The organism is Nonomuraea sp. NPDC050536 (assembly GCF_044457685.1).
GTDB lineage: Bacteria > Actinomycetota > Actinomycetes > Streptosporangiales > Streptosporangiaceae > Nonomuraea.
Map to the genome: position 1 here is coordinate 45,978 of NZ_JBITHD010000032.1, position 24,624 is coordinate 70,601.

Consider the following 24,624-nt stretch of genomic DNA (forward strand, 5'->3'; position numbering starts at 1 on the left):
TTACAGACATATTCGGCACAGATTAGTAACGGTTGGTGATTGATCGGCTACTGGCCGGGGAAGTGTCGTACCAATTCCCGGCAAGCCCTTCTTGAGATATAACGTGAATGTGAATGATCGACGTGGAAGCTACGGGTTCGACGCGCCATGGGCGCTCGCCGGTTTGCTGTTCGGGGCGGTCGTCCTACTGGTCCTGATGGCGCTCTCGTTCGCGTTCGACATCCCCGCGGCGGGCGTCGCGTTCCTCGTCGGAGGGATATATACCCTGCTCAGCGCCCTGAGCTACCTCTACACGACGCGGTGGGGGAAGTTCGCGGTGTGGGCGGGGGAGCTGGATCGGCTCGAGGGAGACGAGCACCTGCTCGATCTCGGCTGCGGGCGCGGCGCGGTGCTCCTGCTGGCCGCCAAGCGGCTGCCCAAGGGCCGGGCGACGGGCCTGGACCTGTGGCGCACCCAGGACCAGTCGGGCAACGACGAGACCGTGACCAAGGCCAACGCCGGCAAGGAGGGCGTGGCCGACCGGGTCGAGCTGGTCACGGGCGACATGTGCGAGCAGCCGTTCACCGACGGCGAGTTCGACGTGGTCGTCTCCAGCCTGGCCATCCACAACATCCCCGATGCCGCCGGCAGGGCCAGGGCCGTCGCCGAGGCGCACCGGGTGCTGCGGCCCGGCGGACTGATGCTGATCGCCGACTTCCGCCACACGCCGGACTACCAGGAGAGCCTGCGCGAGCTCGGCGTGACCGACGTGCGCCTGCGCGATCTCGGCTGGCGGTTCTGGTACGGCGGGCCGTGGTTCAAGACCGTGATGCTGGAGGCGCGCAAGCCTCACCAGGCCGAGGCGCCCGCGAAGGACGTGGCGGCAGGGGAGTAGCCCAGCCGCTCGCGGGCGGCGGTGATGTCCAGCGTGCGCTCCACGGCCAGGTGCCCCACGGCGTACCTGGTCAGCCTGGGGGTGCGTGAGAACGTCTCCGACAGTGCCGCGACGGCGTTCGCCAGCCCGACTGGCAGGTAGCGCGGGGTGGCGTCGATGCCGCGCTCGCGCAGGATCTCCCTGAGCGCGTCGTCGAGGATGACGGGCTCGGCGTCGGTGACGTTGTAGACGCCGATCGGCGCCTCGACCGCCAGCAGGCAGGCCTGGACCAGGTTGCCGATCGAGGTCAGGCTGACGCGCTGCCTGCCGTCGCCCACCGCGACCAGCCGCGACCCCCTGACCGACCGCAGCACGCGGGGCAGTAGCGTGGTGTCGCCGGGACCGTAGACCGCGTGCGGGCGCAGGATCACCGCCCTGCCCTCGACGGCCTGTTCGGCCGCCGCCTTGGAGGCGCCGTAGGCGTTGACGTAGCGGGACACCGGGGCCTCGTGCTCGCGGGCCATCACGGTGGGCCTGCGCGGGTCGTAGACGCTGGCCGTGCTCACGTGCACGAACCGGGCACCGGGGAAGGCGGCCAGCGCCGCCCGGGTGCCGGCCAGGTTGGCCCGCCAGATCTCCTCGGGCGGCCCCCAGTCGGTGACGCTGCCCGCGCAGTGGATCACCGCGTCCAGCTCCAGCGCGGGCGGCCGGTCACGGGTCAGATCCCACGAGGTGTACGGCACGCCGGGGATGTCCTGGACGCGGGGCCTCCTGCCGAACCCGTGGACCTGCCAGCCCTTGGCCGCGGCGGCCAGGCACACCGCGCGGCCCACGAACCCGGACGCCCCGGTCACCCCGACCCTCATGCGGCCCTGATCCACAGCTGCTCGTAGGTGGGCAGCAGCACGCCGCGGGCCGCGCGCCTGGACACCACGCGGACCCGGTGGCGCAGCACGGTCGAGGCCACCGCCCTGATCTCGGCCATGGCCAGCGGGTAGCCGATGCAGAAGTGCGGCCCGGCGCCGAACCAGAGCCGCCGCCACTCGGGCGGATGGCGCCGCTCCAGGTCGAAGGGGCCGTGCACGCAGTTGTGCGTGACGATCACCACGCGGTCTCCCGGCCGGACCCGCAGCCGCCCGATCTCGGCGGGTTCGGCGACCGAGCGGAGCATCACCGGCGTCGGCGTGGTCATCCGCAGGCACTCCTCGATCGCGTGGTCCAGGTCGGCGCCCAGCGCGTCGTGGTCGTGCAGCAGGGCCACCAGCCGCGGCACGAGCGTGGCCACGGTCTCGGTGCCGGTCAGGAAGAACGCTCCCGCGGCGCCCCTGGCCTCGGCCGCCGACAGGCCCAGCTCCCGCATCCGGCCCATGACTGTGGCGGGGTCGCCGGCCTCGTAGGCCGTCTGGGCGATGTCGCCGATCCCGTCGAGCACGCGGCGTGCCAGGCCCACCTGCCGCGGGCTCAGCCGCCTGGTGCGCAGCGAGACCATCGACACCACCCGCTCGCCGTCCGCGAACAGCTGCCTGGCCCGCGACTCCGACACCTCGCCCAGGCCGACGACCCGGCAGATCACCGCCCCAGCCAGCAGCCGCATCTCCTCCACCAGGTCCACCGTGGCGCCCTTGGCCAGCCGTACGTCGAGCCTGTCCAGGGGAGCGGCCAGCACGTCGTCGACCAGCGTGGCGGCCGAGGCGGGGGTGAACAGCGGCGCGAGCTTGGCGCGCAGCGCCGCGTGCGCCTCGCCCTCCATGTTGAGCAGCACAGAAGGCCCGAGCACCGGTGTCCACAGGTCTCCGGGCGAGCCGGGGCCGTCCTTGCGGAAGCGCGGATCCATCAGCACCCGCCGCGCGGTCGCCGCGTCGTTGACCACCACCCCCAGCCCCGGCACCCGCACCACGGGGCCGAGCCGGGCCAGCAGCCGCATCAGCGGGTAGGCGAACGGGTGCGCGGCCAGGTAGAGGCGGGTCTCGGCGTTCACAGGTCGGCCAGCACGATGCCGAGGCTGATGCCGCCACCCAGGCCCAGCATGGCCACCTTGTCGCCCGGTGACGCCTGGGCGAGCTGCAGCGGCAGCGTGGCCGAGGCGCAGTTGCCGTGCTCGGGCAGCGTCAGCACCAGGCGCTCCTCCGGCAGACCCAACGCGCCGGCCAGGACCTTCAGGTACGGCACGGCCACCTGGTGCACGGCGATCACGTCGAAGTCGTCCCAGGTGAGCCCGGTGCGCTTGAGGGCCCGCAGGAACAGGTCGGGGCCGACCAGCTCGAAGGCCTCCTTCAGGCGGCGGCCGTCGCCGCGGAAGTAGGAGTACTCCGGGTCGCGCGGATGCTGGGACCCGCCGCCCGGCAGCGTCCCGATCGCCCACGCCGTGGATTCCGCCGAGAAGTCGCGGTAGAAGATGCCGGTGCCGGGATCGGCCTCGATGAGCACGGCCGCGCCCGCGTCCGACAGCGTGTACCCGGCGAAGGAGTCCACGAACTGCGCCCGGTCGCGCACCCGCCACCGGATGGCCCGCGACGGCGTCTCCCCGCTGCACACCAGCACCCGCCGGTACTGTCCCGACACGATCAGCGCCTCGGCCACCTGGATCCCGTTGAGCAGGCTGTTGCAGGCGTTCTTGACGTCGAAGACCGGGCACGACAGCCCCAGCTTGGCCGCCACGATGTGCGCGGTGGCGGGCTCGACCAGGTCCTGCGAGGCAGAGGCGAAGATCAGCAGGTCCACGTCCTTGCGCATCCCGCGGGCGGCCGCCACGGCCAGGTCCGAGGCCTGCTGGTCGGCGCGGGCGACGTGCCTGCGGCGGATGCCGGTCATGCGCTCCACGATGCCGCGGGGCGGGCGGTAGCCCTCGATGCGCCGCTCGACCTCCTCGCTGGTCAGCACGTCGTCGGGGAGATACGTGGATATGTCGGTGATGCGCGCCTTCACGCCAGCAAACTAGCCGCCACACCTTGCAGAACGTTTGACACCCGGTCCTCGGGTATCCCGAAGGCCGAGCGCAAGGAGGCCATCGCCGCACCGCTCACAGCAGCCGAGGCAGCGAAGGCCGCATGACCTTCAGCGCCGCCGCGACGTCCGCCAGGTAGAGGTGGGGCACGTCCACGAACACGCGCATCGGGCCACGGCCCAGGCCGAGATTCCGCGCCATCCCGGCCTGGACGTCCGCGAGCGGCACATAGTTCAGGTAGCTGGTGAAGGCGTTCTGCGAGCGGAACGCGGCGGTCATGACCAGCCGGCCGTCCCTGATCCTGAACGCCAGCCCCGCCAGGCAGGGCACGCCGTCGTAGGCCTCGCCCGGCCCGGTCAGCGAGATCCAGGCGCTCTTGCTGTACGGCTTGGCGGCCAGCAGATCCGTCGCCCACTGCAGTTGCCCCTTGATGCGTGCCCCGTAGCTGTACTTGAACGGCGGCACGATGGTGTCCTGGGTGAACTTCCTGCCGTACAGCGCCAGCTTGACGGCGTCGCCGTACTGCTCGATGAGCGGATCGTCACGCCGGACCTCGGCGATGTCGAACAGCGCCGGCGGCGCCTCGATCACCGGGCCGCGGTCGTCGTCGGCGGGCACGCCTGTCTCCCAGACATGCCGCATCAACCAGATCCACGCCTCCCCACATGACGCCCATTGCGATGGGCCGGGCATTTACGTCTCCAGATTCGGGAAATCGTACGGGTTGCGAGGCAAGCGGCGCCGCCGGGTCACGTTGCAGCGCACGTAGTAGATCGCGTAGTGCACCAGCGCCACCAGCAGGATGCTGAGCAGCAGCAGCGGCAGGTTCGGCACCTGCTTGGCCAGGCCCGTCACGCCGATGGTCAGGTAGGTGGAGTTGACCAGCGCGAGCATCATCACGTTGATGCCCGGCCAGGTCAGCGGCGCGTAGGTCTCGGGGAAACGGGGGTCGACCGGCAGGTTCGGGCTCCAGTCGAGTTCGTCTTTGAGCCTGCTGGAGTACAGCAGGCGGAAGTTGTTGATCGCCCTGGCGGTCCTGGCGTGCGCGTTGACAGCCTCGATCAGCCGTAAGAACGGCAGCATGCTGAGCAGTCCGAACGCGGTGACCAGCGCGAACAGGTACCAGGGGATCCGTTCCCACGAGGTCAGCTGGGCGGGATCGACCACTTTGGCACTGGCCAGGGCGATCGCGGCGAGGAACGGTCCAGACAGCAGGCTCATCGCGAGCCTGGTCATTTTCAGGCGCTCTTCCTTGGCGGCCAGGTGGACCGCGTAGATACCGGTGAAATCAACCGCTGTCAGCTGAAGGAAGTGGGTCGCGTCGAGCGGCACCTGTAAGGGGGGTGACTTCCGCATGAGCGTGCTCCTGGGTGGCCTTGACTCCAGTATGAGCACGCCTCCAGGGATTTGACTGAGATTCCTGCCAATTATTCCAACAAATCTCAACTGGCCATGGTCAGCTCCACGGCGTGCTCGATGTAGGCGGTCGGCAGGCCGTACAGGACGCCGGCGAGCTCCTTGTCGTGGATCACCGGCAGCGCCGCGACCGCGTCGGCGGCCAGTCCCCGGCAGTACTCCAGCGTGGTGGCCGTCATCCGGCTGGCGCGCAGCCGTTCCAGCACCTCGGTCACCTGCTCGTCGGTCATGTTCGGGCCGAGCAGGTGCCGCACGTCGGCGTCCGACATCAGTAACGGCAGGCTGTAGACGCCCTGGCGCAGGTCGTTGCCCGCGGGCTTGCCCAGCAGCCGGCTGCTGGCCGTCAGGTCGAGCAGGTCGTCCAGGATCTGGAAGATCAGCCCGAACCGTTCGCCGTAGGCGGCCATCCTGGCCCTGTCCTCCGGCGAGGCGTGCGCGCACACGGCCGCCACCAGGCAGCTCGCCCTGAACAGCGCGGCCGTCTTGCCGGTGATCGACTTGATCGCGCTCTCCCTGGTACGGCGGGCGTCATAGAGATCGTTGGTCTCCAGGAACTGCCCCTCCGCGAGCTCGACCGTGGTGGCGGCCAGCACCTCGGCGACCGGCCTCGACACCGCCGTGACCGCCGCCAGGGCCGCCCTGGCCAGCATGAAGTCACCGATCACCAGCGCCTTGCCCGCCCCGAACTCGGCGTTGAGCGTCGCGGTGCCGCGGCGCTGCCTGGCGCCGTCCATCAGGTCGTCGTGGATCAGCGAACCGGCGTGGATCATCTCGACGCACGCCGCGGCGGTGATCACCCTGCGGTCGGGGTTCTTGCCCAGCGCCAGCGAGGTGGCCAGCGTCAGCGCGGGCCGCAGGCGCTTGCCTCCCGCGGTGATGATCCTCTCGGTGCCGTCGTTGATCCCGGGCAGCGCCGACGAGCCGCCCAGCCGGCGGATCTTGGCCTCGACCTTGCGCAGTCCCTGGGCGATCGCGGGCGTTTGAACAAGTTCAATCATGCCTCCAGCTTGGCCCCAGACCGCTGTGCGATACCTGAGAAATGCTGAGAAGTCTCTCAGAAATGCTGATGTACGGCATGCCGCCGCCACCGGCCGCCCGCCGTACTCCGGCCGGGGACCCGCGACCGGCGAATCCGGCGAGTCGATGCCACGTGCCCGCCGCAACGCCCTCTCGTAACCGTGGCGTCCCCGGGCCCGCCCTCCGCCGCACACGGCGCCGCCTTTCGCCGTACCTCATTCCCCCCGACCCGGCCGCCCGCCGCACAGGGCGCCGCCTTGTGCTGTACCCCATCCCCCGACCCGGCGTCCGGGAGATGAGCCTCGGGGTCGTCCCGGCCCGCCGGTGTCCGAGAGATGAGCCTCGGGGGTCGTCCCAGCACGGGGGCGGGTCTCGGGGGCGTTCTAGGATGTGCGGTCATGACCGTTCCGGATCTGGGGGAACTGCGGCGTGGAGTGATCGAGCGCCGGGCGATGCGGCCCAAGGGGCCCGAGGTGGCGCGGGTCCAGGAGGTGACCGGGCCGGGCGGGTTGCGGCTGCGGCACTACTTTCCCGCCGAGGAGCGGCGGCCTCTCGTGGTGTTCCTGCACGGCGGAGCCTGGGTGATCTGCGACCTCGACTCCCATGACCGGCTTTGCCGGCGGATCGCGATGGCGTGCGGCGTCGAGGTGCTGGCCGTGGACTACCGGCTGGCGCCCGAGCACCCCTACCCGGCGGCCGTCGACGACGCCGTGGCGGTGCTGCGGTGGGCGCGGCCGGTCGGGGTGGCCGGTGACAGCGCGGGTGGATACCTGGCCACGATGGCGTGCCTGCGGCTGCGTGACGCGGGCGAGGAGCTGCCCGCCGTGCAGATCCTGGCGTGCCCGAACACGGACCTGACGCTGTCGAAGGACAGCGTGCGCGACAAGGGGTCCGGCTACTCGCTGGACGCCGACTTCCTGCAGTGGGCGGTCCGGCAGTGGGTGCCGGACGACGGGCTGCGGGCGGATCCTGTGGTGAGCCCGCTGCGGGTGCCCGATCTGCGCGAGATGCCCGCCACGGTGCTGGTCACTGCGGAGCACGACGCCCTGCGGGACGAGGGTGACGCCTATGCCGAACGCCTGGCGGAGTCCGGAGTCCGGGTCATCCATCGCAGGGAGCCGGATCTGGAGCATGGGTTCGTCCAGAACAACGACCCCGCCGCCAACGCGGCCACCGACCGCCTCCTGACCGACGCCCGCACGCTCCTGTCCGAAGCGCACACATCCCACGCCTGACCAACGCGGCCACCGACCGCCTGCTGTCCGAAGCGCACGCATCCCGGACCTGACCAACACGGCCGCGGCATCCGACCGGCGCGCTGCCTGGTTCGCGGGGCATGGCTCTGCCATCTGTGTGGCTCATGGCGGAAGGTCGCCGGTCCCGTGGTGGGATCACGACGACCTCGTCACCCCGTGTACGCCTCGTCGCGCCGTCACGTTCTGGTGCGCCGTGACGGCGGGCGACTGTCACCGACTCGCCGGACTCGCCGGTCGCGGGCCCTCAGCCGAAGTACGGCGGGCGGGCGGTTGGGCGGCCTGCCGTACAGCAGAAGGGCGCTCTGTCGTACGGGAAAGAGCGCCTTGCCGTACAGCAGAAGGGCGCTCTGTCGTACGGGAAAGAGCGCCCTGCGGTATCGGCGAAGCAGGCGAGCGAGCGAACCGCTGGCAAAGCGACCGCGAGCGAGCGAACCGCTAGCGGTCCGACTCCTGGTCGGAGGCGGTTGACTCGTCGCGGGAAGAGTCGGTGGTGAGCTCCTCACGCAACCGCTCGTAGTCGATGTTGTGGTTGGCGTACTTCAGCTCGCGAGCGACCTTTGTCTGCTTCGCCTTAGCTCTTCCTCGACCCATGGCTTCTCCCTAGTCCCCGGGGTCATCCTATCCAACGACGTTACGACTTGAAGAACTATGCAACTGCGCTGGATTACCCTGGCGGTATGCCCGTCCCGCTCTATCAGGCCAAGGCCGATTTCTTCAGGACGCTCGGCCACCCAGCACGGATCAGGGTGCTGGAGCTTCTCCAGGAGGAGGGACCGCTGCCGGTGCGGGATCTCCTCACCCGCATCGACATCGAGGCCTCGAGCCTTTCACAGCAGCTGGCCGTACTGCGCAGAGCGGGGGTCGTGATCGCCAGCCGGGAGGGGAGCACGGTCGTGTACGCGCTGGCCACGCCGGAGCTGGCGGAGCTCATGGGTGCGGCCCGCCGCATCCTGACGGACATGCTCGCCGACCAGGGCGAACTGCTCGCGGAGCTGCGGGCCGAGACTACCGGGTGATCCGTCAGACGCCGGCGCGGGCCCTGACGATCTTCGGGTAGCGGATGGTGAACAGGGCCGGCGCCACGAACGTGACCACCTTGATCGCGATGACCAGCGTGGTGGCGTGCGGCGCCAGGCTGAGCACCACCGTGAGCGTCACGGCGGCGATGGTGAAGGCGGCGGCCCAGACGGACGTGATGATCGCGTTGACGCGGTAGAACATCGGCTGGTTGTGGACCTCCGGCGGCGTCATGGTGCGCGCGATGCCCAGCGTGAAGGGCTTGCGGATGGCCAGCGAGCCCCACGCGGTGCCCGCGAGCCAGACGTTGACCAGGGCCGGGCCGTACGGCGTGAGCGCCGAGTGCGGGTCGATCAGGGAGAGCACGGTCAGGCAGGCGAAGAAGACGGCGGCGCTCGACTCGATCACCATCTCGTCCCAGGCCTTGCCCTTGATCTTGTCGAGCACGACCAGGGCGATCGCGGTGACGAGGCCCACGATCGCACCCCAGCGCCACTCGTCACTCGTGGCGATGATCGCGTACACGATCCAGGGGGCGAATCCGAGTAGACCAGGCATCTCCGGCTCCTTCATATTCCTATGTAGACATGTCGAAAGTAGAACCTCCGGCGGAGATATGTCAACATAGGAATATGAGTCTTCGACACGCGGTGCTCGGACTGTTGTCCGAGAGGACCGCCAGCGGCTACGACCTTCTGAAGATGTTCGACGTCTCGCTGTCCAACGTCTGGCCGGCCACCCAGAGTCAGCTCTACGCCGAACTCGGCAAGCTGGCCGACGCCGGGCTGGTGAGCGTGGCCGCCGAGGGACCGCGCGGCCGCAAGGAGTACGCGATCACCGAGGCAGGCCGCGCCGAGCTGCGCCACTGGCTGACCGAGGTGGAGCCTACCGCGGTCACCAGGAGCGACATGCTGCTGAGGGTGTTCTTCCTCTCACAGGTCGATCCCGAGCAGGCCCGCGCCTACCTGCGGCGTCGCGCCGAGAATGTCGGCAAGAGGCTGGAGCACCTGGAGGACATCAAGCCGTTCGTGGAGAGCGGCCACGACAACCTGTCGGTCTACGGCAGGCTCGCGCTGGAGTACGGCCTGCGGCTCGGCCGGGTTCAGCGGGAATGGGCCGAATGGGCGGAGGGGCAGATCCATTAGGCTCTGGCCATGGTCTCCGAACTTTTCGACCCCAAGGCGTGGCAGGCGGTTGAGGGCTTCGACTTCGCCGACATCACCTACCATCGCGCGGTCGACCAGGGCACGGTGCGCATCGCGTTCAACCGGCCGGAGGTCCGCAACGCCTTCAGGCCGCAGACGGTCGACGAGCTCTACCGCGCCATGGACCACGCCCGGCAGACCACCGACGTCGGCTGCGTGCTGCTGACCGGCAACGGCCCCTCGCCCAAGGACGGCGGCTGGGCCTTCTGCTCCGGCGGCGACCAGCGCATCCGCGGCAAGGACGGCTACCAGTACGCCGACGGCACCAAGGCGACCGGCCGCCTGCACATCCTGGAGGTGCAGCGGCTGATCCGCTTCATGCCGAAGGTGGTCATCTGCGTAGTGCCCGGCTGGGCCGCGGGCGGCGGCCACAGCCTGCACGTGGTCTCCGACCTCACGCTGGCCAGCGCCGAGCACGCGCGCTTCAAGCAGACCGACGCCGACGTGGCCAGCTTCGACGGCGGCTTCGGCTCTGCCTACCTGGCCCGCCAGGTGGGGCAGAAGTTCGCCAGAGAGATCTTCTTCCTCGGCGAGGAGTACTCGGCGGCCGACGCCCACCGCATGGGCATGGTCAACGCGGTCGTTCCGCACGCCGAGCTGGAGGCCACGGCCCTGGAGTGGGCTCGCAAGATCAACGGCAAGTCGCCCACCGCCCAGCGGATGCTGAAGTACGCCTTCAACATGATCGACGATGGGCTCGTCGGGCAGCAGGTCTTCGCCGGTGAGGCCACCCGGCTGGCCTACATGACCGACGAGGCCGCCGAGGGCCGCGACGCCTTCCTGGAGAAGCGGGCGCCTGACTGGTCGCCGTTCCCCTGGCACTTTTGACGCTTCCCTCGCGTACGGCGGGCGCGTGCTCCGCCGTGGTCTCCCTGCCGACCGTACTCGTAGAACCAAGGGGAGATCATGAGTGGATTTGTTGTGCCCGCGGCGTTGACCGCCAATCACGTGGAGCAGCAGGGAGAGGCAGGACGGGCCTGGTCGGCCGGCCTGCCGGCGCTGGCGGAGACGTATCTGGAGCGGTGGGGCCTGCGGCTGGACGGCGAGCCTGCGCACGGGTACGTGTCGCTGGTCCTGCCGGTCGTGCGTGAGGACGGCACCGGGGCGGCACTGAAGCTGCAGCCGGTGTCGGACGAGAACGCCACCGAGGCGCCGGGTTTGCGTGCCTGGGCGGGCGACGGGTCCGTGCTGCTGCTCGACGAGGACCCTGCCACCGGGACGCTGCTGCTCGAGCGGCTGGACGCCGGACGTTCGCTGTCGTCCGTGACCGACGACGCCAAGGCGCTGGCCATCCTGACCGAGCTGCTGGCCAGGCTGGTCGAGGTGCCGGCGCCGCCGGGGATGCGGACGCTCGGCGACATCGCGCGGCGGATGCTGGACGACGTCCCCGAGGCGACGGAGAAGCTGTCGCGGGAGTCGGACAGGCGCTGGCTGGACGTGTGCGCAGGCGCGGTGCGGGAGCTGGTGGACGAGCCGGGCGACCGGTTGCTGCACTGGGATCTGCACTATGACAACGTGCTGGCCGCCGACAGGGAGCCGTGGCTGGCCATCGATCCCAAGCCGCTGGCCGGTGACCCGGGCTTCGACCTGTGGCCCGCGCTGAACAACAGGTGGGAGGACGTGCTCGCCACCGGTGACGTGCGCCGCGCGGTGCTGCGCCGCTTCGACCAGATGGTCGACAGGCTCGGGCTGGACCCGGCCAGGGCCGCGGGCTGGACCCTGGGCCGGATCCTGCAGAACGGGCTGTGGGACGTCGCGGACGGCGCGCCGCACCTCAACCAGGAGCAGCTCGCCATCGCCGAGGTGGTCCGTCACCGCCAGTAGACCGGGTAGCGGTGGCCGGGCAGGATCCGGCCGAGGATCACACCGCCGATGATGACGACGGCGCTGGCCGTCAGGACCGGGGTGAGGAGGTAGATCGGGGCGGGGGCCGTCAGGCCGATGAGCGCGGCCGTGGCTCCCGCCGGCGGATGCGGCGCCCGTAGCAGCAGCATCGGGGCTGTGGACAGGGCCGCCGCCACCGCCGCCGTCCACAGCGACGGGCCGGTCAGCGCCGTGATCGCCAGGGCGAGCGCGGCGGCGCTGGCGTGGCCGAGCAAGATGCTGCGCGGCTGCGCGAACGGCGCGGCCGGGGCGGACGCCACCAGCCCGGCGGTGGCCGCAAATGGCAGGGCGAACAGCGCGAGCCCGGTCAACCTGGTGACGCCCGCCAGTAACAGCAGGCCCACCAGCGCCGCCACGGTCGCCTTGATCACTACTGGCAGCGGGGGCGCGGCCGGGGCCTTCGCCCCAGTCCTGGCGGATTGCACGTTGGACATGACGAACCTCTCATTAACCATCTAAATCACATTTGCTGGTTAGGTGATAGCATGGTGATCAGTAACCAGTCAAATCGGTTTGAGGGGTTAAGACGTGAGAAGTCGGCCGCTACGTGGTGAGCCGGTGGCGCTCGACCTGGTCGACACCGTGTGGATGGATCAGGGAGCGCTCGCCGACCAGTTCGACGACCTGGAGGGAGTGCGCGCCTGGCTGGCCGACCACGACCTGCCGGGCGCCGACGACCTGGAACGGGTGCGCGACCGCCTGGTCGAGACCAGGAACGCGCTGCGCGCGCTGCTGTCCGACGGCCGCAAGGAGGGGCTGCGGGCCGTGCTGGAACACGGCAGCCGCCGCCCCCGGCTCGATGACGCGGACCTGGTGATCGTGGACGATCCCGCGTGGCATGCGGCCTGGGTGGCGGCGGCCGATTTCGTGCACGTGTACGGCGAGCGGCGCGAGCGGGTCCGCAAGTGCGCGAACCCGCGGTGCGTGCTGTGGTTCCTGGACGTGAGCAAGAACGGCAGCCGCCGCTGGTGCCGCATGGACGCCTGCGGCAACCGCGCCAAGGTGGGCAGGTTCAACGAGCGGCAGCGATCGTGATGACGAGCTTGCCGCGGCCGTGGCCCGTCTCGATCTCGCGGTGCGCGTCGGCGGCCTGCTCCAGCGGGAACGCGCGGCGGATCGGGAAGGCGAAGGCGCCCTCGGCGTACAGCTTTGCGTAGCGGCCCAGCCGCTCGGCCGTCCGCACGCCCTGCGTGAGCCTGATGCCCAGCTCGGCGGCCTTGCCGTGCTCGACCAGGGTCAGGATGCGCCGGCGGTCCTTGACCAGCTCCAGCGACACCTCCAGCGCCTGGCCGCCGGCGCCGTCGAGCGCCGCGTCCACGCCGCCGGGCGCGAGCGCGCGGACCCGGTCGGCCAGCCCGTCACCGTAGACGACCGGGATCGCGCCGAGCTCGCGCAGGTACTCGTGGTTCTCCTCACGGGCCGTGCCGATCACCGTGGCGCCGCGCATCCTGGCGATCTGCACGGCCGCGGTGCCCACCGAGCCGGCGGCGGCGTGGATCAGCACCGTGTCACCCTCGCCCACGCCGAGCCCGTCCAGTGCGATCTCCGCGGTCTGCACTCCCGCGGTCAGCCCGCCCGCCGCCTCCCACGGCACGCCGGCCGGCTTGGCCGTCACGTCGGTCGCGGGCACCACCACGTACTCGGCGTACGCGCCGAGCTGGGTGAAGCCGAGCACCTCCGCACCAAGCGACACGCCGGTCACGTCCTCGCCCACCTGGTCGATCACCCCGGCGAACTCGTTGCCCGGGATGCGTGGCAGTTCCTTGGTCACGCCCGGCGGCGTCCAGCCCGCCCGCACCGCCGCGTCATAGGGCTGCACCCCGGCCGCCCTGACGCGGACCCGCACCTGGCCCGGGCCCGCCTGCGGCGCCTCCAGCTCCATCACCCGGAGTACCTCCGGCCCGCCGAACTCCGAAAACGCCGCTGCATTCATGAAATTTCCGCTCATGAGCGCCAAGCGTGCTCCCTCAAGCTTGGTTGAGGTCAAGCGGGACTTAGTATCGTTTCGACTACCAAACGTAGCATCGGGGGAACCATGAGTAATCTAGTCGTGATCGCCTACCCGGACGTCGCCACCGCCACCGCGGCCCGCGATCGGCTCTTCGAGCTGCAGAAGGAGAAGCTCATCACGCTCGAGGACGCCGCGGTCGTCGAGCGCGAGCAGGACGGCAAGATCAAGCTCCATCAGGTCCGCAGCACCACCGGCGTCGGCGCGGCAGGCGGGGCGCTCTGGGGTGGCCTCATCGGCCTGATCTTCTTCATGCCGCTGCTCGGCATGGCGCTCGGCGCCGCCGCGGGCGCCGCGGGGGGCGCGCTCACCGACGTCGGCGTCAACAACGACTTCATGAAGGACCTGGGTTCCAAGCTGGAGCCCGGCTCGGCGGCGCTGTTCCTGCTCGTCGTCAGCAGCACGCCCGACAAGGTCATCCCGGAGATCGACAAGTACAGGGGCGAGATCATCAAGACCTCGCTCAGCGCCGAGGACGAGGCCCGCCTCAAGCACGCGGTCGCGGTCGTCCGCGCTGCCCGCCCCGAGGCCTCCTGAGCAAGGTTTCACGTAAAACACAGCCCCTCGTGACCCCGTGCGGGCGGCTTTGCCTGCCGTCCGCCGGGTTTCCACAGCGGCTCGCCGTACCGCCTGGAGACGTACCGTCTCGAGGCGGTACGGCGCGTCGGCACCGTCGAGCGTGCGCGTTTACGGGTTGTCGATCGGACGTCTACGTGGCGCTGCGAGTGTCTGCGGGTCATTGCGATCCGACCCAAAGGAGCACTCGTGTACTTGCTTGCTGACGGTGAAGAGGTGGCCACGGCCTCGGCCGGGTCCTCGGTCATCTCGCTGGTCCTCGTGGCGGTCTACTACGTCATCGCCATCGCCACCCTGGTCTCGGCGATCAGGAACAAGGCGACCTTCGGCTGGTGGCTGCTGATCCTGTTCATCCCGTTCGGGTGGATCTTCTGGTTCGCCATCGGCAAGAAGAAGGTGGCGGCGGCCCGCGCCGCCCGCTGACTCGCGTGGTCGCGATGGGCCGGGCCATCGCGACCACGCGGTTGTCACGCCGCCAGTGCTTCGGCTCGGGCGATCGAATCGGCGCCCGCGGGGAGCAGCGGGAGCCGTACGTCGGCCGTGGGGATCAGGCCGCGCGCGTGCAGCACGCCCTTGATCACGGTCGGGTTGGGCTCGGTGAACAACGCCGCCGACAGCCGCGCGAGCCGGTGGCCCAGCGCCCGCGCCCGGACGGCGTCGCCGGCGTGCCAGGCGGTGACCAGATCGGCGAACGAGCCGGTGTCCAGGTGGGCCGAGGCCAGGATCCCGCCCGAGGCGCCCAGCGCGAGCAGCGGCGAGATGTAGGCGTCGTCGCCGCCCAGCACCTCGAACCCGGTCGGCAGGTCGCCGAGCAGGTCCACAGCGTCCTGGTCGATGCCGCCCGTGGCGTACTTCACCCCGGCGATCATCGGGTGCCCGCCCAGGTGGCGCAGCGTGGCGGCGCTGACCGGCTGTCCGGTCCGGTAGGGGATGTGGTAGATCACGATCGGCACCGGCGAGGCCTCGGCCAGCGCCTCGAAGTGCGCGATCACCCCGCGCTCCGACGGCCGCAGGAAGTACGGCACGGGCACCAGCGCGGCCGTCACCCCCGCGGGCAGTTCGCGCAGCGCCTGCGCGGTCGAGCGCGTGTCGTTGCCCGAGACGCCGACGACCAGCGGCGCGCCCATCCCGAGGCAGGTCTCGATCACGCCGGCCCGCTCCTCGGCGGTCAGCGCGGCCACCTCGCCGGTCGTGCCCAGCGCCACCAGCCCGGAGGCGCCCTGGTCGAGCACGTGCCTGGCGAGCTTCTCGACCGCGTCGAGCGCGACCGCGCCCGATTCGTCGAACGGCGTGACCAGCGGTACGTGGATTCCCTTCAGCATGCAATGAGCGTGCCTCGCCGCGATTGGTTAGGTCCAGCGCACGTTTCTACCGTCGAGCGTAAGATGATCTGATGCTGGACCCACGCAAGCTCCGCCTGCTGCGCGAACTCGCCCAGCGCGGCACGATCGCGGCCGTCGCCGAGGCGCTCACGTTCACCCCGTCGGCGGTCTCCCAGCAGCTCAGCGCGCTGGAACGGGAGGCGGGCCTACCGTTGCTCGAGCGCACGGGGCGCACCGTCACGCTGACGCCGGCGGGAAACCTGCTGGTCGAGCACGCGCAGGCGGTGCTGGAGCAGCTCGAGCGGGCCTCGGCCGCGCTGGCGGCGGCCAGCGGCGGCCCGGCGGGCCCGCTGCGCATCGGCGCGTTCCCGACCGCGGCCCGGGTGCTGCTCCCGGTCGCGCTGGCCGAACTGGCCCAGGCCCATCCCGCGCTGGAGCCGATGGTCTCCGAGATCGACCCGGCCGACGTCTCGGCCGCGCTGCGTGCGGGCGAGCTGGACCTGGCGCTGGTCCACGAGTACGACTTCGTGCCCCCGGTCACCGACGCCTCGCTCGAGACCGAGTCCCTGTTCACCGAGGTCATGTACCTGACGAACCGCTCGTCCGTGGCCGAGGCGCGCGAGGACCCGTGGATCACCAACAAGCCGGGCACGCTCTGCCACACCATGGCCATCAGGGCCTGCCAGGCATCCGGCTTCGAACCCCGCGTCCGCCACCACATCGACGACTTCGACACCATCCTCGCCTTCGCCGCCGCCGGCCAGGGTGTCGCGCTGGTGCCGCGCCTGGCGGCCCTGTCCCCTCCTCAGGGCGTACGGCTCGCGCCGCTGCCTCTCGGCCGCCGCACACTGGCCGCCTTCCGCCGGGGCAACGGTGAGCACCCCGCGATCCGCGCCGCCGTGGCCGCCTTCCACACGGCGATCACACCGCTACCGCTGTGACGAGCCCGCGGAAGCAGGCTGCCAGGCGTTCGTGATCACCTGACCGGAGCAGGGCGGCGATCGGCTCGTTGTGCAGCGAGCTCAGGATGAGGTGCGCGATGAGGTCGGCGTCGGCGTCGGGGCGCAGCTCGGCCAGCAGGCTCGTCATGTGCTCGTGCCAGAAGAGGTAGATCGGGCTGGACTGACGCGGCTCGGCGCTGTCCTTCCTGATCGCCTGCGCGTGCTCGTGCGCGGTGAGCAGCCCCCCGCTGCGCGCCGCCAGTTCGACCACCGCGTCGAGGAAGGCCAGGAGCCGCTCGAGCGGCGCGGCCCCGGGCCCGAGTGGCGGCTGGCCAGAAACGATGGCCTCCTGCAGCGCCAGCGCCCGCTCGGTCATCAGCGCCTGCATCAGCCCGACCCGGCTGCCGAAGCGGTGGAAGACCGTGCCCTTGCCGACGCCGGCCGCGGCCGCGACCCGCTCCACGGAGACCTGCTCGGGCGGATGCTCGCGCAGCAGTTTCTCGGCGGCCTTCAGTATCGCCCGCCGGTTGCGCGCCGCGTCCGCCCGCTCCTTCCGCTCCATCGTGCCATTCTTGCCCATGGACAAACTTGACCAGCGGTCCATATATTAACTGGACCAACGGTTCACTTAGGAGGTCCGCGTATGCGCGCGATAGTCGTTCACGAGACGGGCGGCCCGGAAGTGCTCTTACTGGAGGACGTGCCCTGGCCCGAGGCGGGGCCCGGACAGGTCGTCGTCCGCACCCAGGCGATCGGCGTCAGCATCGTCGAGGCGCACATGCGGGCGGGGATCCTGCCTCTCCCGCTGCCCGCGGTCCTCGGGGTCGAGGCCGTGGGCGAGGTGGTCGCCACCGGCGAGGGCGTCGACCAGGGACTGCTCGGCCAGACGGTCGGCGGGGTGACGGGCGCGACCGGCTCGTACGCCGAGTACGCGGCGATGCCCGCCGCGATGGTCAGGCCCGTTCCCGAGAGCGTCTCAGCGGTCGAGGCGGTCGCCGCCGGCGCGGCCCTGGCCGTGGCGCTCGGCCTGGTGCGCAGGGCGGGGCTGCGTGCCGGCGAGACCGTGCTGGTCGAGGCGGGTGCCAGCAATGTGGGCGGCTACCTGATCCAGCTGGCCAGGGAGTTCGGCGCCGGGCGGGTGGTGGCCACCGCGGGAGCTCGGGACAAGCGCGACCGGGCCGAGGAACTCGGCGCCGACACGGTGATCGATCACCGGGAGGAGGGGTGGACCTCGCAGCTGGACGGCATCGATGTGGCCTTCGAGTCGATCGGCGGCGACTCGGCCCGCGGCGTCGTCGCGGCGCTCACCCCGGGCGCGGGACGGATGCTGTACTACGGCCGGCTCAGCGGCCTGGCGCCCGCCGTCACGCCCGACGACCTGCTCGGCCGCGGAGTGTCGCTGGTGGGGTGCAGCGGGCCCGCCTGGTTCCAGGAGACCTTCGACGTGCACTACCCGGAGGCGTTCGCCAGGCTCGCTGACGGGCGCACCACGGCCGCGGTCGGGCCGACGTTCCCGCTGGAGCAGGCGGCGCAGGCGCACCGCCTGGTCGAGGAGCGCGGCGCGCAGGGCAAGATCGTCCTCATTCCCTGACGAGCTCGTCCATCACCGCCGCGGTGCTCGGCTGGGTGAAGTTCTCGTAGTCGCCGGCCGCCACCGCGGCGACCAGGCGGCGGCCGGGCATCAGGAAGAGCCGCTGCCCGCCGTTGCCCATCCCGCTGACCCAGGTGGGGCCGACGTACCACTGGTAGCCGTACTCGAAGCCCTCGTCGATCTTGATCCGGGGCGTGAGCATCTCCTCGATCCAGCTGCCCGGCACCACGTCGCGCCCGCCGTCCAGCACCAGCTGCCCGATGGTGGCCAGGTCGCGGGGCCGTAGCCGCAGCCCGGCGGGCGCCAGCGCGACGCCGTCGGCGCCGGTGCTCCACTCGGACGCGGTGATGCCCAGCGGCTCGAACAACGCCGTGCGGGCGTAGTCCTCGAGCGGCTCGCCGGTGCCGGTGGCGATCAGGCTCCCGAGCAGGGTCGTGGCGCCGCCGCAGTAGTGCCAGGTGGCGCCCGGCTCGTCGGTGAAAGGCCGCTCCAGGATGTAGCGGTAGCGGTCGGGGGCCTCCTCCATGGCGATCTCGCTGTTGGCCGCGCTGGTGTACGGCACGCTCTCGTCCCAGTCGAGGCCGAGCGTCATGGTCAGGGCGTGGCCGACGGTCAGCCGGGCCTTGGACGGGTCCGCCACGATGTCCGGGTACTTGGGGAAGTTCGGCACCAGCGGCTCGCCGGGGCCGGGCACCTTGCCCTGCGCCAGTGCCATGCCGTACAGCAGCGCGACGACGCTCTTGGACACCGAGCGGACGTCGTGCAGCGTGTCGGCGTCGAACCGCACGTCGCCCAGGGCCTCGCCGAGCTTGTAGTCCTCGCCCTGGCCGTAGCGTTCGTAGATCTGCTCGCCGTCCTGGAGGATCACGATGCCGTGCAGATTGGGCGCCTTGCCGGAGTCGAAGAGGCCGTCGATGCGTTCGCTGAGTTTCATGACTCCAGGCATAGGTCCTCACACCATGTCAGGGTCAATCGCGGTCGTGGTGGCAGACCGCCTCGATCATGAAACCGAAGGGGTCGAGCCAGAAGGCGGCGTAGTAGGGCGGCGGGTACTCGGGGAACTCGCGCGGCTCGTGCACGATCTCGCTGCCCAGCTTCTCGGCCAGATCGCGCGCCTGCCGTACGGCGGAGCGGGACCTCACCATGAACGCCAGGTGCTGCAGGCCGGTCCGGTGCCGCGAGAAGCCACTGTCCTCCAGCGCCGGATAGAAGAACAGGAACGTCCCCGGCTTCCCGCCCGCGGGCCGGTAGGCGAACTGGTCGTGGCTAGACACGAACTCCTCGAACCCCAGCAACGGCATGACCTGGTCGTAGTACCCCTTGGCCGCCCCGAGATCCGGCACGTTTACCCCAATATGACCAATCACCCAGCCATGCTCGCACGCCCCACTCCCCAGCAACACCCACCCGGGCCGCGATGCGCCGCGCCCACGAGCTCGTGCGCCGTGGCGGCGGGCAACCGTCCTCGACTCGCCGGAAGCGCCGCTTACAGGCCCTCAACCGAAGTACGGCGGGCGGCCGGTGGGCGTGGCTCGCCGTAACAGGAAGAGGGCCTTGTCATACAGCACGCAGAGGATCAGGACGCGCACGTGTCGTGGGTGGCGTCGAAGCTGGGGACGGTGGGGGGCTGGGGTTTGAGGCCCTTCCAGTCGGAGCCGATGATCAGGACCAGGTGCGGGGTCTGCGCGGCGGGGACCAGGTGCGTCTGGCCGGCCAGCAGGTCCTTGGTCAGGGTCGGGACCCGGGTCTCGCCGGTGGGCGAGTACAGGATGGTCGTCTTGGCCACAGGCTTGGTGCGCGTGTCGGTGACCTTGGTGATGTGGTAGCCCCGCTGCTCGAGGGCGGCGGCGACCTGGGTGCCGAAGCCGCCGCGGTAGGTGCCGTTGCGCAGCTCGATCTGGATCTTCTCGCGCGGGACCTTGGCCTGGCCGCCCTTGACGCCCTGCAGGCTGTGGTCGCCCGCGACGGTCTCGAAGAGCTTGCCCGCCTGCGGCTGTACCCACTCGACCCGGCCGGGCTGGGTGAGCGAGTAGCGCCAGGGCGTGGTGATGAAGCGGATCTGGCCGGCCTTGAGACCCTGCAGGCTGGTGGCCAGGTCCTTCATGACGCCGGGCGTGAGGTCGGGGTCGGTGGTGACCGACTTGGTGCCCGCGTCCAGGAAGCCGAGCAGTTTGGCTGGGTTGGTGAGCGTCTGGCCGCTCATCACCTTCTTGATCATGGAGGCGATGAACATCTGCTGGCGCTGGATGCGTCCGATGTCGGAGCCGTCGCCGATGCTGTAGCGGGCGCGGACGTAGCCGAGCGCCTGCTCGCCGGTGAGCGTCTGCCGCCCGGCCGGCAGGTGGAGCAGGGCCTTGGTGTCGTCGATGCGCTGCGGCAGGCACACCTCGACGCCGCCGACCGCCTCGACCATGCTCTTGAAGCCGGTGAAGTCGACCTTGACGAAGTGGTCGATGTGGATGTGCGTGAGCGACTCGATCGTCTTCCAGGTGCAGCCGATGCCGCCGGAGTTGAACGACTCGTTGATCATGCCGAGGTGCGGCTGCTGGCCCACGAAGGGAGCCTTGGCGCGGCAGGCGGGCAGCTGGACCAGCGAGTCGCGGGGGAAGCTGACGACCATCGCGCCGTCGCGCTTCGACGACAGGTGGGCCAGCATGATCGTGTCGGTGCGCTCGCCGGCGACGCGGTGGCCGTACTTGGCGTTCTTGCCGTCGCGCTGGTCGGAGCCGACGATCAGGATGTTCTGCGCGGTGGTCGCGATCTTGGGCGGGCGGGTGGCGCCGAGGTCCTCGCCGGTGATGTCGATGTGCTTGACGTTGCCGGTGAGCTTGGCGTAGACGGCCACGGTGGCACCGACGAGCGCGAGCACCAGGGTCACGGCGATGATGAGGGTCCAGCGCAGCCAGCGGCGCCGTTTCGGCGGGGCGGTGGAGGGCGGCGCAGCGTCTAGAAGCACGTGACTCTCCATGGGACAGGGCCGAGGGCCGCCGCCCATGGCCAAGAGCCTCGCCGTACAGTTCTCGGCCGGTTGGATCGCGCCCGAGTGTACTCACTGCCGGTAAACGCGGCGTAAGGTTCACGCGAACGGTGATCGTTTGCCCGGTTGGTCCGCCCGCGGCCGGAGCGGCTCCCGCCGCCCGGGAAGTCGGGGCCGCGGCGCGGACCAGCCGGTGTTCTACTGCTGGATCACCGACAGGACGTTGCCCGCCGGGTCGGTGAACCAGGCGATCAGGGGACCGCCCCCGCGGAAGATCCCCTTCTCGTCCGTCTCCAGGTGCTCGTACCGCTCGAACCGCACACCCCGCCCCGCGAGCTGCTCGACCGCCTTCTCGATGTCCTCGACGGGGAAGTTGAGGACCGTGTAGGTGGCGGGCGTGTGGTCGTCCTTGGGATAGACCAGCGTGGGCCGGTCCCCACCGGCCAGGTGCAGGGTGAGCAGCCCGTGCTCCTCGGTCACTCTGATGCCGAGCGTCTCGCCGTAGAACTGCTTGGCCGCGGCCAGGTCGTTCACGGAGAAGCCGCTGAATGCCTTGGTGTCGCCGAACATGTCGCTACATCGCTTTCTTCTGCTCTTCGCTGAGCTGGATGATCTGCACGTAGTTGCCGTCCGGGTCGATCGCGGTGGCGAACAGGCCGCCGTCACGGTCCTCCAGCTCGGCCAGCCAGGTCGAGCCGAGCCCGTCGATGCGGGCGGCGACGGCGCGGGCGTCGTCCACGTGGAAGTTGAAGATCACCCGGCCTGGTTCGGGGTTCTTGTCACCGATGTCCGCGCGGGAGTCGATGAGGACGTGGAACTCGCCGAACTTGAGAATCCGGTAGCCGTTTCCCTCATTGTTCTCCGCCGGCTCGAGCGCCGCCACGTACCAGTCGCGCAGCCGCTGCGGGTCGGCGCTGGAGAGCAGCATGCTGCCAAGGGTCGGGCTCGTCATGGTGTTGCCTCCTTCTGTCGTTGACCATGTAGACCAACCAGAGACTGGAAACTCATCGGTGCGCGGTCACAATCGGGTTCATGAGCATGGCCCGTAGAGAGGACCCCCGGCTGCTGAGCGGACGGGGCAGGTTCGTCGCCGGCATCAGGCTGCCCGGCATGGCCCACGCGCATGTCGTGCGCAGCCCGATCGCGCACGGCAGGCTGGTGAGCTGCGAGGCCAAGGCGGCCCGCACGCACCCGGGAGTGCTGGACGTGATCATCGCGCGGGACGCCGAAGGGGTGCGGCTGCCGTGTGTGAGCCTAGCGCCCGGCCAGCAGGTGCTGTCCTACCCGGTGATGGACGAGGCGATCAGGTACGTGGGCCAGCCGGTGGCGGTCGTGGTGGCCGCCACGCCGGAGGCCGCCAGGGACGCGGCCGACCTGCTGGATCTGGAGTTCGACGAGCTGCCCCCGGTGATCGGGATCGACCGGGGCGAGGAGTTCTGCGACTTCGCGATGGGCGACGCCGACGCGGCTGCGGTGGACGCCGAGCACGTGGTGGAGCTGGAGTTCAGGTTCGGCAGGTGCTCCCCGCATCCGATGGAGCCGCGCGGCCTGGTGGCCTCCTTCGCAGACGGCGAGCTGACCATCAGGATCGCCACCCAGGCGCCGCACCACGTGCGCGACCACGCCGCCGACGCGCTCGGGTTGCCGCACGGGCAGGTCCGGGTGATCAGCGGCGACATAGGCGGCGGGTTCGGCGGCAAGGAGCATCTGTATCCGGACGAGGCGCTGATCTGCCTGGCGGCGATGCGCCTGGGCCGCCCGGTGGCCTGGAGCGAGTCGCCGGTCGACCGGCTGGTGGCCACGCTGCCCGCTCGCGAGGCCGTCCATCGGGCCCGGCTCGCCCTGGACTCGTCGGGGCGGTTCGTGGCGCTGTACGCGGAGGTGGTGGGCGATCTCGGGGCGCATCCATCGAACGTCGGCATCTCGCCGTTCGCCGTGACGGCCACGCTGCTGCCCGGCCCCTACCGCTTCGACAAGGCGGGCGTACGGCTGCGCGGCGTGCTGACCACGACGGCGCCCACCGGGTCGTACCGCGGGTTCGGCCAGCCCGAGGCGGCGATGACCAGGGAGCGCCTGATCGACGAGGCGGCCAGGCGGTTCGGGTTCGACCCGGTGGAGCTGCGGCTGCGCAACATGCTGGGACCCGGCGAGCTGCCCTACACCTCGCGGATCTGGCAGTCCTACGACTCCGGCGACTACCCGCGCGCGCTGCGGATGGTGCGCGACCTGGCCAAGGTGCGCCAGAGCGACGACGGGCGCAGGCGCGGGATCGGCTTCTCCTGCCACGTGGAGGGGACGGGATTGGGCCCTTCGATGGCGATGAAGGCGATGGGGATGCGGGCCGGCGGGTTCGAGACCGCGATCCTGCGCATGGAGCCCGACGGGTCGCTGGTCGTGATCGCCGGGGTGGTCGGCATCGGCCAGGGGATCGAGACCACGCTGGCCCAGCTGGCCGCCGAGCGGATGGGCGTGCCCGTGGAGAGTGTGCGGGTGGTGCTGGGTGACACCGCGGCCACGCCGTACTCCTCGCTGGGGTCGATCGCCAGCAGGGCGCTGGCGGTGGGCGGCGGGGCGCTGGTCCAGGCGGCGGGCAAGCTGCGGGAGAAGATCCTGACGATCGCGGCGCACCGGCTGGAGGCCGCGAAGGCCGACCTGGAGCTGGACGGCTCGGGCGTGCGGGTCAAGGGCGATCCGCAGTCGGGGCTGACGCTGCGCGAGCTGGCGACGGCGGCCTGGCGGGGCTGGGACCTGCCCCCCGGGATGGAGCCGGGGCTGGAGGAGCGGGCCAGCTACGACCCGGCGGAGACCACGTTCGCCTACGGGGCGCACGCGGCGGCCGTGGCCGTCGACGTGGAGACGGGGGCTGTCGAGGTCGAGGGGTACTGGGCGGTCCACGATTCGGGGGTCGTGGTGAACGAGGCGATCGTGCGGGGGCAGATCCACGGCGGGGTCGTGCAGGGCATCGGCATGGCGCTGAGCGAGGAGATCGTCTACACCGACGACGGGCAGCCGATCGTGGACTACCTGCTGCCGGCCGCTTCCGACGTGCCCGACATCGAGGTGGTGCTGTTCGAGACGCCTTCGCCGATCACTCCCGGCGGGATGAAAGGGGTGGGTGAGGGCGGGACGATCGGGCCGCCGGCGGCCATCGGCAACGCGATCGCCGCCGCCGTGCCCGAGATCGCCGCCCGGCTCACCCGGACCCCGATGACGCCCGCCAGGATCTGGAGCTACCTCAGCGGGCCCACGGCGGGATGAACGGATCCTGACCCGGCATGATCGCCTGGCCGCCGACGGGGAGCACGGCGACCATCTCGAGCGGCTCCTCGTGCGGGTTGGCGATGCCGAAGGGCGTGTGCGCGGGCACGACCAGGGCATCGCCCGGCTGGAGGGTGTGCTCGGCGCCGTCGATGGTGGCCTGCGCCCGGCCGGACAGGATGACGAAGATCTCCTCGCGGTCCACCTGGTGGATGCCGACGGGCGTGCCGGGATCCATGGTGAAGCGCCACATGCAGGTCTCTGTCGAGCCCCGGCTGGGCGCGGCCAGCCCGGTGGCGGTGACGTTGGGGACGTTGAAGGTGGGGGCGGTGGCCCCGTCGATCACGGGCATGTTTCCT

General features: G+C 70.6%; 30 protein-coding genes. 12 read left to right on the plus strand and 18 right to left on the minus strand.

Annotated features, from left to right (window positions below; genetic code table 11):
• The first annotated feature begins 109 nt into the window (after positions 1 to 109).
• A complete protein-coding gene (locus tag ACIBHX_RS48360) occupies positions 110 to 874 on the plus strand; it encodes a class I SAM-dependent methyltransferase (RefSeq protein WP_397075286.1) in 765 nt (254 codons plus the stop codon).
• Here ACIBHX_RS48360 and ACIBHX_RS48365 read toward each other — a convergent pair.
• The 6 genes from ACIBHX_RS48365 to ACIBHX_RS48390 all read right to left on the minus strand — a co-directional run bounded on the left by ACIBHX_RS48365 (position 829) and on the right by ACIBHX_RS48390 (position 6,211).
• On the minus strand, positions 829 to 1,719 hold the full coding sequence (locus tag ACIBHX_RS48365) for an NAD-dependent epimerase/dehydratase family protein (RefSeq protein ID WP_397075287.1): 891 nt from the start codon (positions 1,717 to 1,719) through the stop codon (positions 829 to 831). The genes ACIBHX_RS48360 and ACIBHX_RS48365 overlap by 46 nt on opposite strands.
• Positions 1,716 to 2,831, minus strand: coding sequence for a cytochrome P450 (locus ACIBHX_RS48370; protein WP_397075289.1), 1,116 nt, complete (start codon positions 2,829 to 2,831; stop codon positions 1,716 to 1,718). Before ACIBHX_RS48370 ends, ACIBHX_RS48365 begins: the two co-directional genes overlap by 4 nt.
• On the minus strand, positions 2,828 to 3,778 hold the full coding sequence (locus tag ACIBHX_RS48375) for a 3-oxoacyl-ACP synthase III family protein (RefSeq protein ID WP_397075290.1): 951 nt from the start codon (positions 3,776 to 3,778) through the stop codon (positions 2,828 to 2,830). Before ACIBHX_RS48375 ends, ACIBHX_RS48370 begins: the two co-directional genes overlap by 4 nt.
• A 94-nt stretch (positions 3,779 to 3,872) precedes the next feature.
• Positions 3,873 to 4,439 (minus strand): hypothetical protein, encoded by a 567-nt coding sequence (locus ACIBHX_RS48380; protein WP_397075292.1) that lies wholly within the window; start codon positions 4,437 to 4,439, stop codon positions 3,873 to 3,875.
• A 51-nt stretch (positions 4,440 to 4,490) separates the two neighbouring features.
• On the minus strand, positions 4,491 to 5,153 hold the full coding sequence (locus tag ACIBHX_RS48385; RefSeq protein WP_397075294.1) for a hypothetical protein: 663 nt from the start codon (positions 5,151 to 5,153) through the stop codon (positions 4,491 to 4,493).
• 86 nt (positions 5,154 to 5,239) lie between these two features.
• The gene (locus ACIBHX_RS48390; RefSeq protein ID WP_397075295.1) at positions 5,240 to 6,211 is read right to left on the minus strand and encodes a polyprenyl synthetase family protein; all 972 of its coding nucleotides are present in this window, start codon (positions 6,209 to 6,211) and stop codon (positions 5,240 to 5,242) included.
• A gap of 417 nt (positions 6,212 to 6,628) precedes the next feature.
• Here ACIBHX_RS48390 and ACIBHX_RS48395 point away from each other — a divergent pair, with 417 nt between their 5' ends.
• The gene (locus tag ACIBHX_RS48395) at positions 6,629 to 7,465 is read left to right on the plus strand and encodes an alpha/beta hydrolase (RefSeq protein WP_397075297.1); all 837 of its coding nucleotides are present in this window, start codon (positions 6,629 to 6,631) and stop codon (positions 7,463 to 7,465) included.
• Positions 7,466 to 7,921: 456 nt separating this feature from the next.
• Here ACIBHX_RS48395 and ACIBHX_RS48400 read toward each other — a convergent pair whose 3' ends face one another.
• Positions 7,922 to 8,077: a DUF3073 domain-containing protein gene (locus ACIBHX_RS48400; protein WP_397075299.1), complete on the minus strand. Its 156-nt coding sequence runs from the start codon at positions 8,075 to 8,077 to the stop codon at positions 7,922 to 7,924.
• A gap of 86 nt (positions 8,078 to 8,163) precedes the next feature.
• Here ACIBHX_RS48400 and ACIBHX_RS48405 point away from each other — a divergent pair, with 86 nt between their 5' ends.
• Positions 8,164 to 8,502 (plus strand): ArsR/SmtB family transcription factor, encoded by a 339-nt coding sequence (locus ACIBHX_RS48405; RefSeq protein WP_397075301.1) that lies wholly within the window; start codon positions 8,164 to 8,166, stop codon positions 8,500 to 8,502.
• Positions 8,503 to 8,506: 4 nt separating this feature from the next.
• Here ACIBHX_RS48405 and ACIBHX_RS48410 read toward each other — a convergent pair whose 3' ends face one another.
• The gene (locus tag ACIBHX_RS48410; protein ID WP_397075303.1) at positions 8,507 to 9,061 is read right to left on the minus strand and encodes a hypothetical protein; all 555 of its coding nucleotides are present in this window, start codon (positions 9,059 to 9,061) and stop codon (positions 8,507 to 8,509) included.
• Positions 9,062 to 9,135: 74 nt separating this feature from the next.
• Here ACIBHX_RS48410 and ACIBHX_RS48415 point away from each other — a divergent pair, with 74 nt between their 5' ends.
• From ACIBHX_RS48415 to ACIBHX_RS48425, 3 genes are all read left to right on the plus strand, one after another.
• Complete coding sequence (locus ACIBHX_RS48415; RefSeq protein ID WP_397075304.1) at positions 9,136 to 9,648, plus strand: PadR family transcriptional regulator; 513 nt, start codon at positions 9,136 to 9,138, stop codon at positions 9,646 to 9,648.
• A gap of 9 nt (positions 9,649 to 9,657) precedes the next feature.
• A complete protein-coding gene (locus ACIBHX_RS48420; RefSeq protein ID WP_397075305.1) occupies positions 9,658 to 10,536 on the plus strand; it encodes a 1,4-dihydroxy-2-naphthoyl-CoA synthase in 879 nt (292 codons plus the stop codon).
• Positions 10,537 to 10,614: 78 nt separating this feature from the next.
• Positions 10,615 to 11,532, plus strand: a complete 918-nt coding sequence (locus ACIBHX_RS48425) for an aminoglycoside phosphotransferase family protein (RefSeq protein WP_397075307.1) — start codon at positions 10,615 to 10,617, stop codon at positions 11,530 to 11,532.
• Here ACIBHX_RS48425 and ACIBHX_RS48430 read toward each other — a convergent pair.
• On the minus strand, positions 11,520 to 12,047 hold the full coding sequence (locus ACIBHX_RS48430) for an HPP family protein (RefSeq protein ID WP_397075308.1): 528 nt from the start codon (positions 12,045 to 12,047) through the stop codon (positions 11,520 to 11,522). The two genes, ACIBHX_RS48425 and ACIBHX_RS48430, sit on opposite strands and share 13 nt — an antisense overlap.
• A gap of 103 nt (positions 12,048 to 12,150) precedes the next feature.
• Here ACIBHX_RS48430 and ACIBHX_RS48435 point away from each other — a divergent pair, with 103 nt between their 5' ends.
• Positions 12,151 to 12,627, plus strand: a complete 477-nt coding sequence (locus tag ACIBHX_RS48435; RefSeq protein WP_397075310.1) for a CGNR zinc finger domain-containing protein — start codon at positions 12,151 to 12,153, stop codon at positions 12,625 to 12,627.
• On the opposite strand, the gene ACIBHX_RS48440 is transcribed toward ACIBHX_RS48435, so the two are convergent.
• Positions 12,605 to 13,525, minus strand: coding sequence for an NADP-dependent oxidoreductase (locus ACIBHX_RS48440; protein WP_397075312.1), 921 nt, complete (start codon positions 13,523 to 13,525; stop codon positions 12,605 to 12,607). The genes ACIBHX_RS48435 and ACIBHX_RS48440 overlap by 23 nt on opposite strands.
• A gap of 102 nt (positions 13,526 to 13,627) precedes the next feature.
• On the opposite strand from ACIBHX_RS48440, the gene ACIBHX_RS48445 reads away from it, so the two are divergent.
• Positions 13,628 to 14,137 (plus strand): DUF1269 domain-containing protein, encoded by a 510-nt coding sequence (locus tag ACIBHX_RS48445; RefSeq protein ID WP_397075314.1) that lies wholly within the window; start codon positions 13,628 to 13,630, stop codon positions 14,135 to 14,137.
• Positions 14,138 to 14,365: 228 nt separating this feature from the next.
• Positions 14,366 to 14,599, plus strand: a complete 234-nt coding sequence (locus ACIBHX_RS48450; protein ID WP_397075315.1) for a hypothetical protein — start codon at positions 14,366 to 14,368, stop codon at positions 14,597 to 14,599.
• 44 nt (positions 14,600 to 14,643) lie between these two features.
• Here ACIBHX_RS48450 and ACIBHX_RS48455 read toward each other — a convergent pair whose 3' ends face one another.
• The gene (locus ACIBHX_RS48455; protein WP_397075317.1) at positions 14,644 to 15,498 is read right to left on the minus strand and encodes a 4-hydroxy-tetrahydrodipicolinate synthase family protein; all 855 of its coding nucleotides are present in this window, start codon (positions 15,496 to 15,498) and stop codon (positions 14,644 to 14,646) included.
• 71 nt (positions 15,499 to 15,569) lie between these two features.
• Here ACIBHX_RS48455 and ACIBHX_RS48460 point away from each other — a divergent pair, with 71 nt between their 5' ends.
• On the plus strand, positions 15,570 to 16,439 hold the full coding sequence (locus ACIBHX_RS48460; RefSeq protein WP_397075318.1) for a LysR substrate-binding domain-containing protein: 870 nt from the start codon (positions 15,570 to 15,572) through the stop codon (positions 16,437 to 16,439).
• On the opposite strand, the gene ACIBHX_RS48465 is transcribed toward ACIBHX_RS48460, so the two are convergent.
• Positions 16,420 to 17,019 (minus strand): TetR/AcrR family transcriptional regulator, encoded by a 600-nt coding sequence (locus ACIBHX_RS48465; RefSeq protein ID WP_397075320.1) that lies wholly within the window; start codon positions 17,017 to 17,019, stop codon positions 16,420 to 16,422. The genes ACIBHX_RS48460 and ACIBHX_RS48465 overlap by 20 nt on opposite strands.
• 63 nt (positions 17,020 to 17,082) lie before the next feature.
• Between ACIBHX_RS48465 and ACIBHX_RS48470 the strand changes: the two genes are divergently transcribed.
• A complete protein-coding gene (locus ACIBHX_RS48470; protein ID WP_397075322.1) occupies positions 17,083 to 18,030 on the plus strand; it encodes a zinc-binding alcohol dehydrogenase family protein in 948 nt (315 codons plus the stop codon).
• Here ACIBHX_RS48470 and ACIBHX_RS48475 read toward each other — a convergent pair.
• From ACIBHX_RS48475 to ACIBHX_RS48495, 5 genes are all read right to left on the minus strand, one after another.
• Entirely contained in the window at positions 18,020 to 18,964 is a 945-nt protein-coding gene (locus ACIBHX_RS48475) for a serine hydrolase domain-containing protein (protein ID WP_397075324.1), read from the minus strand. The two genes, ACIBHX_RS48470 and ACIBHX_RS48475, sit on opposite strands and share 11 nt — an antisense overlap.
• A gap of 34 nt (positions 18,965 to 18,998) precedes the next feature.
• Positions 18,999 to 19,433 (minus strand): VOC family protein, encoded by a 435-nt coding sequence (locus ACIBHX_RS48480; RefSeq protein ID WP_397075326.1) that lies wholly within the window; start codon positions 19,431 to 19,433, stop codon positions 18,999 to 19,001.
• Positions 19,434 to 19,606: 173 nt separating this feature from the next.
• Complete coding sequence (locus ACIBHX_RS48485) at positions 19,607 to 20,986, minus strand: LCP family protein (RefSeq protein WP_397075328.1); 1,380 nt, start codon at positions 20,984 to 20,986, stop codon at positions 19,607 to 19,609.
• A 219-nt stretch (positions 20,987 to 21,205) separates the two neighbouring features.
• Positions 21,206 to 21,577: a VOC family protein gene (locus ACIBHX_RS48490; RefSeq protein ID WP_397075329.1), complete on the minus strand. Its 372-nt coding sequence runs from the start codon at positions 21,575 to 21,577 to the stop codon at positions 21,206 to 21,208.
• 4 nt (positions 21,578 to 21,581) lie between these two features.
• Positions 21,582 to 21,959 carry a VOC family protein gene (locus tag ACIBHX_RS48495; RefSeq protein WP_397075331.1) on the minus strand — a complete coding sequence of 126 codons (378 nt, stop codon included), beginning with the start codon at positions 21,957 to 21,959 and terminating at the stop codon, positions 21,582 to 21,584.
• Positions 21,960 to 22,039: 80 nt separating this feature from the next.
• On the opposite strand from ACIBHX_RS48495, the gene ACIBHX_RS48500 reads away from it, so the two are divergent.
• Positions 22,040 to 24,265 (plus strand): xanthine dehydrogenase family protein molybdopterin-binding subunit, encoded by a 2,226-nt coding sequence (locus ACIBHX_RS48500; protein ID WP_397075332.1) that lies wholly within the window; start codon positions 22,040 to 22,042, stop codon positions 24,263 to 24,265.
• On the opposite strand, the gene ACIBHX_RS48505 is transcribed toward ACIBHX_RS48500, so the two are convergent.
• Positions 24,243 to 24,617 carry a cupin domain-containing protein gene (locus tag ACIBHX_RS48505; RefSeq protein ID WP_397075334.1) on the minus strand — a complete coding sequence of 125 codons (375 nt, stop codon included), beginning with the start codon at positions 24,615 to 24,617 and terminating at the stop codon, positions 24,243 to 24,245. The genes ACIBHX_RS48500 and ACIBHX_RS48505 overlap by 23 nt on opposite strands.
• Positions 24,618 to 24,624 lie beyond the last annotated feature (7 nt).